Below are 15,024 nucleotides of genomic sequence, written 5' to 3'. Positions count from 1 at the left end.
AGTCCCTATTCAAGCCACATGTTTTTCAAAGACATCACACCCATTCGGTCTGTTTCAGCCCCATGCAGTTCTTCGGATTGAGAGTAGACAATGTGCTCTCTCCAAAGCGGCGCATAATGGTAGTTCTGTATCAACCAGTCCTCCGCTCGGAATAGCTTTTCTAACAATCCATAACTGTCTCCACTTTCACGCATCAATCCATCAACGAACTGCACTAAACTGTTTTGCTCTTTCTCGCTCAAACATCGAGTAAACGCGTCACTGGCAAGCATCCACTCGTAATACTGATAAGCACGGTCATCGCCAAATACATAACAACCATAACCGACATCCGCAATCGCACGTTTCTCGTCGTTTGGGCTTTGAATCGTCCACTCGACACCAAGCTCGGAAAGTATCTCAATGAGTGGATCAAGCTCTGGTTTTAAGTTCTCACGAATTTCGATCACCATTGGACGCTTTGGCTTTGTCATTTGGCTTTCAAACAGGTGAAAACCTTTGTCTTGGTGCTCGTTCATCAGACTATTTGCCAACTCTACACGCTGATCTGCATGCTTTCTAAAATGATGAACAATCCAAGCACGCTCTTGCTTGCTCAATTGGTTTTTGTGGTAGAAAAAATGAAGGACAGAACAACCATTTTGCTTACTGTGGTCATCTCCGACATTATCAAGATGAATCGCGCGCTGCATTTGCTGAATGTGTGCATGGCCAACTTTGCTGCAGGGTGACAATGACCAAAATTCAGCCATATCAATCAACCCTCCAATGCCAAAATACCGAGGGTTTCTTTTAAGTGTCCAATGGTGACTCTCCAATCGCTCCGCATAATAGGGACCTGTTCCAATAGGCTTATGTGGTTGTTCACAATCCATAATTGCCGAGTGTTTGTCACACAATAAATTGAGGAATACAGGGTCATTTTGACGCAGATAAAACGTCACCCATTGCCCTTCGACGTTGATAGACTCAAGGTGGCGAAACAGCACCGAAAATGGATGTTCCTCGTTTAATCTTCGCTCAAAGTTCGCCTTAATATCAGTGCCACTCAATCGCTTGCCATTGTGGAAAGTCACATCACTACGCAAGCGAATTCGAACGTGGTCCCCCTTATTTTCAAATGCGTGCGCAAGTTCGGGCAAGATGCTTTGAGAGTGAGGGTCAAAACGCAGCAATGTATTGTAAATGCTATCTATCAGCATAACTGAACGCACAGACTGCGCTTGATGCGGTCGCCATTCTGGTAATTGGTAAGGTGCGATATAAACCAAGGTATTTTGCTTGTTCAGTTCAGTTTGCGCATCGCCCAACCACAGAGGCAAATTTTCTCGAAACGCCAATTCGCCATCAAACTGTTCTGCTAGTTGGTGTGCTTGGTTGATTTTCCCAGCTTTCACCCACTCTTCTAATGCCTGCTTTAACGCCTCTTCAAACGTCACAAGTAGTGTGAGCGTGGACACGTTTCCCCGCCCCTTACCCGGAGCCCAAGTCACCCAACCATATGATTCCATTGCCACCATTAATTTACTGACATTTCGATCGCTACATTGCAGCTGTCCTGCTAATGATGCGATGGTGACTGGCGTTCTCTCCTGAGTTTGATAATGCCGACTCAATTGACGTAAGCGGCTCAAATGCGAGGTAGATTTAAAAGATGAACTATCCATATTCATGTGTTCGTTATTTGTTCCCAATTAGACTTTCATACTATCTCCAAAGTCATACAGGAGGTCAATATGAATACCATTTACTACTCTTACTATACATTAAGTGCCGAGCGCCATCGAAACACACCAAAACCAGAACCAGTAAAAACCAAACAGTCTAGACTGAGTTCATTCTTTCAGACTGTGTTTTCGGTCTTACTATTCGTGTAAGCACGACTCATGATAAGGAGCGCCCAACGCGCTCCTTTTTGCGTCAATGTTTCACTAGCATGGTGCTAGCCGTTTTTCTTTTGCTTGACGAGGGCATCATCATTGCGCTCAGTGATGCAAGCCCCATCCCACCAGCAAGGATGAAATACATCAATACAAACTCTTGTGTATGAGCATAAGTCGCGGCGATAAGCCAATACGCGATAGGTCCAGTACTAAAGCTTAATGTGTACTTAGCGGCATAGATTCTTGAGCGCCATTTCACATCGGAATAGCGGCCAATAAGCCAATCGTTCACTGGTATTTGCGCGTATGTACACAGCATCAAACCAACGAACACGAGAACCAATGACCATTCATGAGTAACCGTCGCTAATAGGAGGAATAACAGTTGCCCACCAGCAATACAGGCGAGCAGCTTCTTGATATCAACGCGATCGAGCAACTCACCCACAACAAGCTGAATAAACGCAGCACAAACAAAAATCGATGTTGTTAACGTGCTTGAAAGGCTCAATGATTGGCTAAATTGTGCATCCATGATTTTAGGTAACGAGGTCGTCGTAGATTGAAAAACCAAACCACCAAAGAAGACAACCACCGCTGCGCAAGCGAACAGCACTTTGAGTTGTCGCGAAGGTATTGCTACGTTGTCACTTATATTTTTCGCATGCTCTATATCAGTAACACCTTTCGATGCAAACCAGTACACGACGCCAGTTAATAAACACACAAGACCTGGAATATAAAATGCGGCTTGCCAAGCGAACCATTGACACAACAAAGCGGTTCCAATTGCCGCAAACGCCAAACCTAAGTTACCTGCTAGTCCATTTACTGCGATAGCCCTGCCAGTTTTCTTTGCAGAGCTGAAGATAAGTGCGATACCGACTGGATGATAAATCGCGGCAAACAAGGCTATGACACAAAGCCCCAATCCCATTTGCCATGGTGTTTGGGAGAGAGCGGTAAGTAACGCAGAGGTGCCCATTCCAAAGTAGAACACGATCATCATGCCTTTTCGGCTCCAACGATCCGCCAGCCAACCTGCAGGCAGAGACATCACACCATAAACCAACATGGCTGCGCTCCCCACTTGGAGCAGATCTGCGTAACTCATGCCCCATTCTTTATGCAGCGTTAGTACGACAGAAGGAAAAATGAGCAAGAAGTAATGATTAAGCGCATGCCCCACATTGAGGACACCTGCGTGAAAGGAACGGTTCATCTCGACTCCAAACCAAATAACGGATAGCTAATTAATGACAAGCTCAGTTTATCTGGCTAGCATTTGGCGTATAGATTCGATCAAGACAGGTTATTGCTCAAATGAGCCAAAACGTCAAAGCCATCAGTTTGGACGCCAGCATCAATCGCTTAGAAGCGGTGGTCATTCCCAAGCACTACCCCAATGGACACGTCATTGATTGGCATTGCCATCAGCACAACCAATTGGTGTACGCCAGCAGCGGTGTGATGTCGGTCGAGACAGAATCTAAGTTATGGGTCGTTCCGCCTCAAAGAGCGGTGTGGATCCCTGCGCATGAAAGCCACAAGGTGTACATGTATGGCGATGCGGCAATGAAAAACGTCTACTTATTGCCGAGCATCGACACTGAGCTGCCAAGCCAGAGTGATGTTCTCAACGTGTCGCCAATGCTGCGTGAGATGATCATTCATCTTTCTGAGCAACCGGCCGATCAAGCAAGCACAAAGGCGTATTGGCGTATTGTTCAGGTTTTGTTGGATCAGTTAAAAGTCGCGCCACAAGCGTCCATTCAGATCCCTCTTCCCAACAATGCCAAGCTTGGACAGGTTTGTAACTCACTGTTGGATGAGCCTGCGGATAATCGTTCATTAAAACAGTGGGCAGAAGAAATTAACGTTAGCAGCCGTACTTTGAGCCGCTTGTTTCGCAATGAAGTTGGCATGTCTTTCATCGAGTATCGTCAACAAGCAAGGTTGTTCCATTCTCTGACGTTGTTGGCGCAAAACCTACCGGTCACCACCGTTGCATTGGAGTGTGGTTTTACCAGCGTGAGTGCTTTTAATCATCTATTCAAACAAAGCTTTGGGGTGACGCCGGGTCGCTTCTTCATGAATTAGTGTTGAATATTGAGAACCGATAACGCCACATTTGATGCACTCTGAAAACAATCGAACATGCGGCTTGCCTGACTGACCTATCTTATGAAGATTCTAATAAACATGCAGTTTGCGTACTTACTCACTGCTAAAGCGTAAATAATCAGAAAAATCGTTTAATAATGTGCTTTTTAGGCATTCCCATTCAGACTTCAATAAATTAGACTCAAACCAATGCCCAAGAAGTTTGAATTATTGATAAAAAAGGAATGCCAATGAGCTCAAGTATGATCCTTAATGAATCGCTGATTGTAAGTGGCCGAGATATCCCACTAAAAGAATTGTTGTATGCGAAGCGTGTACTTGATAATTACATGGCAGTGGCAAAAGAAAGTAGCCCGTTAGAACTGCTAACCGAAATGAAGTCTGCGGCAAAACAAGTAGAGTACTTCACCACCGATGATAACCCTTGCGAAGCGCGTAACGTCATCAGCAGCATGATTGATGAAATTGACAGTGCTGAGACGTTTGATGCATTTAAAACGCTGGCAGGGAAACCTTCTCAAGCACTTAACGAACTGATTGAGGATCGTGCTCAGCTGATCAAGCACGAGCGTGAATTGCTGTTGGCTTCTGGCTACGACGCGTCTCGCATCTGATCCCTAGCAATTGCCCCAACGACAAACAGTTCTAGCGAAACATCGCGCATAAAAAAGGAGCTCATTGAGCTCCTTTATTGTTTCTAAATCTTTGAAGATCTTAATCGCTATATGCTTTGATGCTACAGCCCCATGTCTTCAGTGATTTCTTTAATCTGTTTCAAGTCCATCTTGTGAACTTCGATGAGCTGGTCAACTTGGCTGAGTCGTGAATTCGCTTCATCGTGTTTGTCACAGGCGTCAGATTTCACATCCCAAGACTTACCTTCTAAGAAAACATCACACTCTTTCTTCAGCGTTTCGATTTTCGGTAACAGCGCTTGGCGTTCTTTCTCTAATGACTCAAGCTCTTTTGAGATTTGCAGTTCTTTACGGAACACTTCACGTGAACGTTCAAACATTGTCGCTTGCATGTCTGCTTGACGGTTAAGTTTGTCGTTCTCGCTCTTGGTCGTGTTCAACGTTGCTTTCTGTTCTTTCACTTGAGACTCAAGCGACAAGTTCACTTTCTCCACTTCAGTCAGTTGTTCTTGAAGTGCTTTGAGTTCCGCTTTGTGTGCTTCTTCTTTCTCAGCCAACAGCGTCGCGACTTTAGCGTCGATCTCTTTATCTAAGCCCGCTTCACGTGTTTTTACTTGAGAGACCAAGTTCGTTTTGTCTTGTGCCAGTGCTTGGTACTTTTCTTCCAGCACTTGATAGGTCGACTCCCACTTGCTTGCTGTCATTGCAGAACCAGCCAAACCACCGAACGCTAAACCTAACACGGCCGCAATCGCGATATATATGTGAGTACGCTTATCGCGCTCCTCAATGACAACTACTTCGTCTTGGTCTTCAATATTATTTTGAGAAGTCACCGTATCTTACTCCAAGGACTCTACTGGTTTGCTAGCGAGTGAGTTCCGCAATCATGATTGACGCGGTATAAATTAAGAATGCGCCGATCAAGGTAATCACGGTCGCCTTTTGGACTTTTTCATTGGTACGATAACGAAATAGCACAAACGCTACTCCAATCAATACCGCTATGGCTAACAATCTGGTCATACCGTCTCCTTGTCCAATAATAAGAACTTATCCGATTCCATAGACAGTTGCGCAAGGAATCATTGTAACCTATTTCTACGTAGCTTACGGTCAACTTAGCGTAGATTTTGAAGCGATTGCTCCCGTTTTGATCAATTTTCTGTTCTAAACTGAACAACTTATCACCAGCCTAGAGAACTCTCATCAAATCCTGCGATTGGTCTCTTCCCTTCCATACATACCAAGAATGACCGACATAGAGAGTTATTTGTTCAATTAATCAGCAAGTCTATGAAACTAAGACAACAAAACCCGCATAATGTGTTGAAAATAAATCTTCATTTGGGTGTTGAAATGGTAACAAAACATGATAGAGTTCACACGTTAATGGTGACCAGCATCATTAACTAACCTTTACTCATTTAATTGAGTAAATGTTCCGATGAAGACTGCAGGAGAGTGGTTATTAACCAAATTTTAACATTTGGTTAGAGTAACTCGCCGAAGAATTAACTATTTCAGGTGCTACCTTGGTAGCGGGGACTGTAGTTGGAGGAACCTCTGGAGAGAACCGTTAAATCGGTCGCCGAAGGAGCAAGTCCTGCACATGTGTGCGGGGTGAAACTCTCAGGCAAAAGGACAGAGGAGTGGAAAGTAACAACCTAACTATTTGGCGTTCCCGCCTTATTTTGAATAGCATGGCTATTCGAGATCATTGATCTCGTCCTTTCCCTCTTCTCCTTATTAGTTGTTTTATTAAGGGGAAATCATGAACGACCTACAATCTTTACTTCAAACCATTGATAACTTTGTCTGGGGTCCACCACTGCTGCTTTTGCTCGTGGGTACCGGTGTTTACTTCACTTTTAGCCTAGGCTTGATCCAATTTAAGCACCTACCAACTGCGTTAGCGATGGTATTCAGTAAAGATAAGTCATCTGATAAACAGGGTGACGTTTCTAGTTTTGCAGCGCTATGTACTGCGCTGTCTGCAACCATTGGTACAGGTAACATCGTTGGTGTTGCTACCGCAATCAAACTTGGTGGCCCTGGTGCCCTATTCTGGATGTGGCTTGCTGCCCTATTCGGTATGGCAACCAAATACGCTGAGTGTCTTCTTGCGGTGAAATACCGTCGTGTTGACGACAAAGGCCAAATGATTGGTGGTCCTATGTACTACCTACAATATGGTGTTGGCTCGAAAGCGCTGGCTATCATGTTCGCGGTATTTGCATTGGGCGTTGCCTGTTTTGGTATCGGTACCTTCCCACAAGTGAATGCGATTCTTGATGCAAGCGAGATTTCTCTTGGTGTAAACCGTGAGCTGTCGGCTTTCATCCTGACACTGCTAGTGGCATTCGTTACATTGGGTGGTATCAAGTCGATTGCGAGCGTAGCAGGTAAAGTGGTTCCAGCAATGGCGCTATTTTATGTGTTGGCGTGTTTGAGTGTGATCATCATGAACGCGGACCAATTGCTAAACGCAGTTGAGTTGGTGTTGGTGTCTGCATTCACTTCAACCGCAGCAACTGGTGGTTTCTTGGGTGCAAGCATTATGCTAGCAATCCAATCTGGTATCGCACGTGGTGTATTCTCAAACGAATCAGGTTTGGGTAGTGCGCCAATGGCAGCCGCAGCAGCGAAAACGGATTCTTGTGTTAAACAAGGTCTGATTTCAATGACGGGTACCTTCTTCGATACCATCATCATTTGTACCATGACAGGCCTTGCTTTGATCCTTACGGGAGCATGGCAAAGTGACCTTGCAGGTGCAGCGATGACAACACACGCATTTGCCGTTGGTTTGAACGCAGAGACATTAGGCCCAATGCTGGTGTCTATCGGTCTTATGTTCTTCGCGTTTACCACCATTCTTGGTTGGAACTACTACGGTGAGCGTTGCGTTGTGTTCCTATTCGGTACCAAAGCTGTGCTTCCATACAAACTGATTTTCGTTGGTTTGGTAGCATCTGGTGCGTTCCTTCACCTAGATATGATTTGGCTACTGGCTGATATCGTAAACGGTCTGATGGCAATTCCTAACCTGATCGGTTTGATTGCTCTACGCCATGTGGTGTTGGAAGAAACAAAACTGTTCTTCAAGCCGTCATCTCAATCGGATGATTTTGATGCAGTGAAAGCATAATCCAAGCTAGAAACTTTAAGCCCGCTGACTCAGCGGGCTTTTTTATATACCCCTTTCTCGTTATTCCTTTCATTCTATTTAACTCTTCACTTTTTATTTTCCACTCGGCTAATAATTCCCACCAAGTTATCAAATAATTAAACTTATAATGACATGTGTGACAATATTAAATTAAATGTCAGCATCACTGTTATTTAGTAAACCCTAAACCATATTATTGCTGTGTGATTATTTTGGTTCTTTCATTGAAGCTATATCACTAAATGAAAGATTAACATGGCACAAAGTTGATGTTTTACTATGATTATGGTTTCTTCTATCAATAGGTAGCTAACTATTAAAACCATCAAAATAAAATTGACCTAATTTTAATCTTTATTCATATAACAGAGATGAGTGGTTCCTTTCTACTCGTCTCTTTCGCTTTATAATAAAAACAAAAATAATCGTATGATCTTATATAACCCTATTAAAAACACGCTTTCTAACAGCAATAAAACGGTAAAAATTGGGTATCGTGAATCACAAATCCTCACTTTGCTTCTCGAACATTCCCCTGCAGTTGTTGAAAAGCGAGACATTGTGCAATTTGCGTGGGGTAACGAATACATTGGTGAAACTTCGTTGGCGAAGAGCATCAGTGTTCTCAGGCAGACCTTTACCAAAGTGGGAATGAAAGAATCCCCTATCGTTACTGTCCCTAAAGTCGGGTATCGTTTAGTTGAAGGCGTCTTGCTGAACGAATGCCTTGTCGCTGCGACTCCACCAGATGAAAAAGTACAACAGAAATCAGTGCAGCAGCCAACACCACCACTGCCGAACAAACATGAAACCAACTATAAAAACTTAGCGTGCTATATCGTTTCACTGGGCATTCTATTTGCGGCCAGCCTAGTAAGTGCGAGTAAGTTTCATAGCAAATACAGTCACCCTCAACGCAACAAAGCCTTAAATGAACACACTGTTGGGACACTAGAGGTATACACCGATCCCAATACGCAGTTATCAACGCACCTCGAACAGTTACTGGCTCAACATCAGTGTCATTGCGTGGTTTATATCGAGGAAAACGAGCAGTTCTCTGAGTTGTCTTGGCTGAATAAGCACACGCGAAAATCCATCAATGTGTTCTACACGGCAGGTCAGTTCGAACAAGCCTCTCAAGCGATCGGTCAGTTTATTGCGGAGGAAAGCCAATGAAGGCGTATATTGCCGTCGCACTCTCTTGCGTGGTCTTTTTCGGCGCTTGGAAGCTACCTTGCTATCACGATACCGAAGATAAACGCTATCACCACAGTGTGGTCGATATTCTCCCTCATGAGCACACTGTTCGGATTGATGGCTTAACCCGGGTTAATCACCGCGTTATTACTCATATCGCTTCGTTACAAGACGAATCAATGTCGAACCCCATCATCCTTAGCTTTAAGGGTAAATCGCGTCCTTATTCGGATACGAGCTTGTCAGTATCGGGCAAAATGAACCTGTTATCGGTGCAAGAAATTCGCCCTGCGTTAAATGATTCGTTTCTTTCGCCCTATCTCGTGTTAAACGATGACCCTATCTATTTTGATATCGAAGTACTGCTTCAAACGGAAACCTTCTCTCTTATCCGAGATAAACAAACTGGCCGCACTAAACTGTTGGCTAAGCGATAAGCTTTTCGGCTGAAATAACCCTCTTGATATTCGCCTTGTAATGAGTGAGTTTTATTCGCTTAAAAGTCACTCATTACAAGGCTTCAATCCCTATTACTTCATTTATTTCTAATTAAGTATGAGTAAATTTAATTATTACTAATGTTTAAGTCTGTACTATTAAATTTAAAAACTTATTTATTAGATTCCGCTTATATAAATTGAGTTGTAAGTTTCGTTAAAATCGTATAAACCAATTTCTAGCTCATTCTGACAATATTCAACTTCTTCACTGAGTAAATATTCTACGTTGACCTTTATGAACATGCCTTCCAGTTATTGTTCTTATTTTCTAAAGGCAATCGATTTCATTAGTTGAAAATGACAGATGCAATAATACAACCCACTGATTCGTTACAGTAATAATATTTCAACTATTTTCAGTACTATCAATCCTATCAGCATGGAACAGTAAACCTGTCCTCGAGATCGGGGCACATAAAACAAATAAAAATACAGCCATGAGGGAACGTTCATGCGAAACATCAACATTAGTTTATTGTCCGCCGCCATCCTGTCTACATTCGCAAGTGGTGTAAATGCAAAGATATATCCAGACCAAATCGTCTTCGACCAGTTAGGTGAAGATGTCTGCCGAGCAGGTTATCGTCCACTTGACCGATATGAAGCTGAAGAGCAAAAAAGTGCCCTACTTGCTCGTATGGGTCAATGGCAGATCACGGGCCTCAAAGGCGATTGGGTGATCATGGGACCGGGTTATCATGGATTAATTAAACGTGATACTCCGAATGGCAAAACCTTCTGTTACCCGGACGAAGCACAATCAGAAATCCCGAACTACCCAGCTCGTGCGATTCCAGAAGGCGATGAAATCGATGTTCAATATGAGTTAGTCACCGATCGCTCTGCCTTTGTTCGCCCATTAAGTTATCTTGCGCATAATCTTGGTTACGCATGGGTTGGCGGCAACAATAGCCAATACGTGGGTGAAGACATGAAAGTTGACCGCGTGGGTGACCGCTGGGTGATTCAAGGTAACAACAGTGGCTCTTGCAGTGGTTACCGTTGTGGTGAAAAAACCAAAATCACCGTAGACAACTTTACCTACACCCTCAACGACAAAAACTTCTGGCATGGTGATGTGGTTGAATCGGATCGCGAGCTTGTTAAAACCATCACGGCAATGGCGAGAAACTACAGTAACACGCCGCAGCAAATCGTGGTGGATTTGAAATTGGACGAGTCTACCAACTGGTCTAAAACCAACAGTTACGGCTTTGCCCAGCAAGTGAAGACAGAGAACGAGTTCAAATGGCCATTGGTTGGTAATACCAAGCTGAGTATTACGCTTGAAGCAAACCAAAGCTTCTCAAACTCAAACGGCGCATCCACCAGCGAACAAGTTACGCTGCAAGCTCGCCCAATGGTGCCTGCGAACTCTGAGTTGCCAGTGCGTGTTGAGTTGTACCGTTCTACCATCTCTTACCCATACCGATTCAACGCCGACATCAGCTATGACGTAAACTTTTACGGATTCCTTCGTTGGAGTGGCAACGCATGGCACACACACCCAGACAATCGTCCATACCGAAGCCACACCTTTACCATGGGCCGCGGCAGCGATAAATCGGCAGATATCCGTTACCAATGGGATCACCGCTATATTCCGGGTGAAGTGAAATGGTGGGATTGGAGTTGGGCAATCAAAGAAGCAGGATTGAGTAGTATGCAATACGCCACTGGCGCGAGCTTACGACCTTTCTACTCTTACGTATCCGGTGATTTTTATGCAGAGTCTCAATACGCAGGCACCATTGAAATTGGCCAAGCGAGTCCACTTGGAATCCGCACGCGCTCAGCGAACGATTTGCCACAAGGTACCACTCAGCGCGTGGGCGATGTGGAAGTTACCACCAACTTTGATGCTGATGAGCTAAGCGCACTTGGGTTTGAAGGTGCAGAGATGACCGTTCAGGCAGCAAAATAACCCTCAATAATAATTACAACGAATCACCAACAACTTGCCCGCGACTCCCCATCGCGGGCTTTTTTACTCATTTCAGAGCACTCCTTGCTTTGAGCACTGATGAAATAAGAGAAAACGAGCTTCAGAATAAGCATTAGCAAGGAATGATTTTATGGGATGCCAACCAATTAAGTTAACAATTTGTACATAATGCCCTGATTTAGTAATTTGGGGAAAACAGTTTGCTGCCGCTTGTAAAACAACGCCAAACCAGTATCGCTTACTCAAAAGCGAAAAAGATCATCGTCTTAAATCTCAAAGGTGGTGTGGGAAAGTCGACTTTCTCTGCCAGTTTGGCCAGCAAACTCATCGGAAATGGACATACGGTAGAATTGATAGATTTCGATAAACAGCAATCTACCAACCGTTGGGCCGATGGCATCGATGCACTACCGAATCAGAGCTATAATCCTTCCCTTCGCAGTTTGTCTAATATCGCTGTCACGCTTAAGGTCAGTAATGCGACAGACTATGTGGTGATCGACTCTCCAGCAAACTTCTCAGAGAGCGACTTAGTGCGTTACCTTAGATACGTCGATTACATAGTCATACCAATGCAACCGTCACCTATTGATTTGCATGCATCGTTGCCATTCATCAATACGCTGATTGAGAAACACATCTTTAAGTCTCGCCAAATCAAAATTGGTTTTGTCATCAATCGATGTGTGCACCAAGACGAAAGGCTCGATCGCGTTATGCGTCTTTTGCGCTTCTTCCGCCAGTTCAAAACACTAGGCATCATGAGCGAGTCCGAAGTGTATCAACAACCTTTCATGGACAAAGAGTTAGTCGATGCAAGGAACGTAGACCCAATCCTGTGGGATAACGTGATTAAGTGGTTAGAGTAACAAGCTTCATCACTATCTAGCACTCAACCTCCAGACAAATAAAAAGAGACAAGCATCGGTGCTTGTCTCTTTTTTATCTATTCAACGTTTAACCAGAAACTTAATCTCGCAACCATTGGTGCTCTTCACCATCACCTCGCTTGTTAAAGAAAGAAGAGTGTTGCTGCTTGAACTGATCCGCTTTTATCTCTGAAATCGGCCATTGGCTGAAGTCTTCGCGAATGAAGTCATCCTCAATACCAAACTCTAGGCTTCTTAGCTTGCTGCCAACAAAGCGATAAATGTAGCTCTCTCCCGAATCTTCACAAAGCATAGGAACATGCGACATCGGCTGACCATTCACCGAAACAGATACCCACTTGCTGCTCTCAGGCTTACACGCTTCTTGGTTAACCACATCAATCTCAAATTTGTTGTCTAGTGTGGTTCCGACAAATACTGCGGTTGACTCTTTTAGGTAAACGCGGCGTAACAACAGCTGTTTAGTATCTTGCGTGCGCGTGGCTTGGATGCCATTGGAAAACGGCTCAAAGTAAGCCCAGTGCCAATCCCACCTCATTCCTTTCTCGGCGAAATTCAACTGGGGAACCGTCTTCCATGCGACGACTCCTACTAAGACGACGATGAAAAGCACTAAAGCGATGACCATTCGAATAAGAACACGCATTAGGCTGGCTTTTCTACAAGTAGTTTAATACCAAGCGCCACAAGCACAGCACCCGTTGCCCCTTCCATCCACTTCATGAAGCTCGCGTTTTTCAGGAGTGTTTTTGCTGAGTTCAAGGCACCAGCCAAACCACATTGCCATACCATCGCAATAATAAAGTGGATTGAAGCCATCAGCATTGATTGCAACAACGGAGAACCTTCCGGGTTAACAAACTGAGGCAAGAAAGCGAGATAAAACACGGCGGTTTTTGGGTTTAATACATTAGAAAGGAAACCTTCGCGGAATGAGCGTTTGCCACTGTAAACTTGATGCGCTTGTTCAGAAACCGCAATGCCGCCATTTGTCTTCATCAGTGCACGTAGGCTGCTCAAACCAAGCCAAATTAGGTAAGCGGCGCCCACCATTTTCACCATTTGGAACAGTTCCGCAGATTGAGCAAGAACGGCAGAAATACCCACGGCAGAAAACAGCGCATGAACAAATAGCCCGAAACAGATCCCCAAACTGGTTGTACAACCGTCTTTAAGTCCTGCGCGGCTTGTATTGCGAATCACCAATGCGGTGTCCAATCCCGGCGTGAGCGTCAAAATCGTAATGGCAATAAGAAATGCCTCAAAATTCAAAATATCCATATTCTTTTAATAAGTTGTTGTGTATCACCCATCAATACCGTCAATCCACACAATGCGCAAGCAACTTTTGTGATCGTCATCGTTGAAACTCACATAACGTACAATGCGATACGCATAAAGGCACTTAATAAACATAAGATTTTTCTTATATAAAGAGAGTTACAACTATTTCTACAACTTTTATAAAAACGATCAACCTCGTTTACTACTCCTCTATTTTCATCAGGAATTATAGTTTATCTCAACAACACAAAATAAACGAAAGTTGGTGTGCAAATGGGATATATCATTCTTTTTCATTGCTGCCTGATGATCGCAATGTGGTTATTTGTTTTTGCACCACTATTTAGTAATGCAAATACCTTAACGATGAATCTTGTGGGCAAATTAGAAGATCGGTGTGAGATAAACTTCACGTCGGGTCAGAAAATAGACTTGTCCGATAGCAATATCGAGACATTACCATTGGATATATATTGCAATCAACCACTTGGTGTAAGTGTGTTTTCAAAGAATGGCGGACTAAAACTGGATAATCGAGATGACATTCCTCCATTCGAGTATTTATTTGAAATTAACGTTAGCAAAGCCAATATTCATGAAGAAGTAAAAAGTATCGACTTACTCTCTGAAAAGCGCTTTGACAGTTCAGGTGTTATTCCGTTTTCAGCATTAGGAGAAATAAGAATAACGCTAGAAGATCGCTTGCTATATGCAGGCTATTACGAAGACGTGATCGAAATTGATGTATTCCCCTCAATTAACAGCGTCATCAACTAGGAGTTCTGTATTCAATACAGAGAAAGGCTAGCTCGGTGGGATTTGGGCTAAACATGTATGTTATCTCTCAAGTTAAAGGAATCTTTTTATGAAAAAACTTACGATTTGTGCAGCGGCTGTTACGGCAATTTTCGGTTCGCAAGTTCACGCAGGTCCGGGTGATGTTCAATTAGTGGGTTATGTTTCTCCAGTATGTGAAGTATCAGGGCTTGCTACTCAGTTGCTCGACTTTGGTGATGTAACACAACAACAAACCGTTTCTATCGATCTGGATATGAAATGTAATGACGTCGATGGTGCAACCGTATCGTTAACCAGTTCTGAAGGTGGTCTTGAATCAGATGATGACGAAGATTTCGCGCTAACTTATACCGCAACTTTTGCGCCTACAGGTCTTCCATCATTTGATCTAAACGCACCTGGTGGTCCGGGTTTAAACGATGTCTCTAGCGAACTGTCATACCCTGGCTCTTCAGGCTTGGCAATGGGTGTTGATGCGACATTGACTGTACAAACAACAGAAGTCGCAACATGGGCAGGTGGCTACTCAGATACGCTAACCGTTAATGTAACTTCTAACTAATCCCCTCTGGGAGGCTGAACGTATGGCCTCC

At 43.9% G+C, this 15,024-nt stretch carries 15 protein-coding genes and 1 riboswitch; of the genes, 9 read left to right on the top strand and 6 right to left on the bottom strand.

What is annotated here, in order from left to right; all coding sequences use genetic code 11:
- Window positions 1-5: 5 nt before the first annotated feature.
- Entirely contained in the window at window positions 6-1,667 is a 1,662-nt protein-coding gene (locus VCHENC03_RS23740) for an SgrR family transcriptional regulator (RefSeq protein ID WP_032801973.1), read from the bottom strand.
- Window positions 1,668-1,920: 253 nt separating this feature from the next.
- Window positions 1,921-3,105, bottom strand: a complete 1,185-nt coding sequence (locus VCHENC03_RS23745; RefSeq protein WP_009704313.1) for an MFS transporter — start codon at window positions 3,103-3,105, stop codon at window positions 1,921-1,923.
- Window positions 3,106-3,206: 101 nt separating this feature from the next.
- On the opposite strand from VCHENC03_RS23745, the gene VCHENC03_RS23750 reads away from it, so the two are divergent.
- A complete protein-coding gene (locus VCHENC03_RS23750) occupies window positions 3,207-3,983 on the top strand; it encodes an AraC family transcriptional regulator (protein WP_009704312.1) in 777 nt (258 codons plus the stop codon).
- Window positions 3,984-4,237: 254 nt separating this feature from the next.
- Window positions 4,238-4,621, top strand: coding sequence for a hypothetical protein (locus VCHENC03_RS23755; protein WP_009704311.1), 384 nt, complete (start codon window positions 4,238-4,240; stop codon window positions 4,619-4,621).
- 122 nt (window positions 4,622-4,743) lie between these two features.
- Here VCHENC03_RS23755 and VCHENC03_RS23760 read toward each other — a convergent pair whose 3' ends face one another.
- Together VCHENC03_RS23760 and VCHENC03_RS27180 are read right to left on the bottom strand one after the other, a co-directional pair.
- Window positions 4,744-5,478 carry a chromosome segregation ATPase gene (locus tag VCHENC03_RS23760; RefSeq protein WP_009704310.1) on the bottom strand — a complete coding sequence of 245 codons (735 nt, stop codon included), beginning with the start codon at window positions 5,476-5,478 and terminating at the stop codon, window positions 4,744-4,746.
- 31 nt (window positions 5,479-5,509) lie between these two features.
- Window positions 5,510-5,668 (bottom strand): hypothetical protein, encoded by a 159-nt coding sequence (locus VCHENC03_RS27180; RefSeq protein WP_005434065.1) that lies wholly within the window; start codon window positions 5,666-5,668, stop codon window positions 5,510-5,512.
- 530 nt (window positions 5,669-6,198) lie between these two features.
- A riboswitch (glycine riboswitch) is annotated at window positions 6,199-6,300 on the top strand.
- 116 nt (window positions 6,301-6,416) lie between these two features.
- Here VCHENC03_RS27180 and VCHENC03_RS23770 point away from each other — a divergent pair.
- The 5 genes from VCHENC03_RS23770 to VCHENC03_RS23790 all read left to right on the top strand — a co-directional run bounded on the left by VCHENC03_RS23770 (window position 6,417) and on the right by VCHENC03_RS23790 (window position 12,328).
- On the top strand, window positions 6,417-7,793 hold the full coding sequence (locus VCHENC03_RS23770) for an alanine/glycine:cation symporter family protein (protein WP_005446084.1): 1,377 nt from the start codon (window positions 6,417-6,419) through the stop codon (window positions 7,791-7,793).
- Between the two features lie 450 nt (window positions 7,794-8,243).
- Window positions 8,244-8,993, top strand: a complete 750-nt coding sequence (locus VCHENC03_RS23775) for a winged helix-turn-helix domain-containing protein (protein ID WP_009704309.1) — start codon at window positions 8,244-8,246, stop codon at window positions 8,991-8,993.
- Window positions 8,990-9,451 carry a hypothetical protein gene (locus tag VCHENC03_RS23780; protein WP_005443522.1) on the top strand — a complete coding sequence of 154 codons (462 nt, stop codon included), beginning with the start codon at window positions 8,990-8,992 and terminating at the stop codon, window positions 9,449-9,451. The genes VCHENC03_RS23775 and VCHENC03_RS23780 overlap by 4 nt, the downstream gene beginning before the upstream one ends.
- A 514-nt stretch (window positions 9,452-9,965) precedes the next feature.
- On the top strand, window positions 9,966-11,438 hold the full coding sequence (locus VCHENC03_RS23785) for an aerolysin family beta-barrel pore-forming toxin (protein WP_009704308.1): 1,473 nt from the start codon (window positions 9,966-9,968) through the stop codon (window positions 11,436-11,438).
- A gap of 221 nt (window positions 11,439-11,659) precedes the next feature.
- Entirely contained in the window at window positions 11,660-12,328 is a 669-nt protein-coding gene (locus VCHENC03_RS23790) for a ParA family protein (protein ID WP_009704307.1), read from the top strand.
- A gap of 100 nt (window positions 12,329-12,428) precedes the next feature.
- On the opposite strand, the gene VCHENC03_RS23795 is transcribed toward VCHENC03_RS23790, so the two are convergent.
- Both VCHENC03_RS23795 and VCHENC03_RS23800 read right to left on the bottom strand, forming a co-directional pair.
- Window positions 12,429-12,995: a hypothetical protein gene (locus tag VCHENC03_RS23795; protein ID WP_009704306.1), complete on the bottom strand. Its 567-nt coding sequence runs from the start codon at window positions 12,993-12,995 to the stop codon at window positions 12,429-12,431.
- Window positions 12,995-13,630, bottom strand: a complete 636-nt coding sequence (locus VCHENC03_RS23800) for a LysE family translocator (RefSeq protein WP_009704305.1) — start codon at window positions 13,628-13,630, stop codon at window positions 12,995-12,997. Before VCHENC03_RS23800 ends, VCHENC03_RS23795 begins: the two co-directional genes overlap by 1 nt.
- A 276-nt stretch (window positions 13,631-13,906) precedes the next feature.
- On the opposite strand from VCHENC03_RS23800, the gene VCHENC03_RS0125255 reads away from it, so the two are divergent.
- Both VCHENC03_RS0125255 and VCHENC03_RS23805 read left to right on the top strand, forming a co-directional pair.
- Window positions 13,907-14,410 (top strand): hypothetical protein, encoded by a 504-nt coding sequence (locus VCHENC03_RS0125255; RefSeq protein WP_232310305.1) that lies wholly within the window; start codon window positions 13,907-13,909, stop codon window positions 14,408-14,410.
- An 88-nt stretch (window positions 14,411-14,498) separates the two neighbouring features.
- Window positions 14,499-14,993 carry a hypothetical protein gene (locus VCHENC03_RS23805; RefSeq protein ID WP_005443513.1) on the top strand — a complete coding sequence of 165 codons (495 nt, stop codon included), beginning with the start codon at window positions 14,499-14,501 and terminating at the stop codon, window positions 14,991-14,993.
- Window positions 14,994-15,024: the final 31 nt, after the last annotated feature.

The organism is Vibrio sp. HENC-03, from assembly GCF_000305755.2.
Taxonomy (GTDB): Bacteria; Pseudomonadota; Gammaproteobacteria; order Enterobacterales; family Vibrionaceae; genus Vibrio; species Vibrio owensii.
This window is presented reverse-complemented; position numbering and strand designations above follow the sequence as displayed.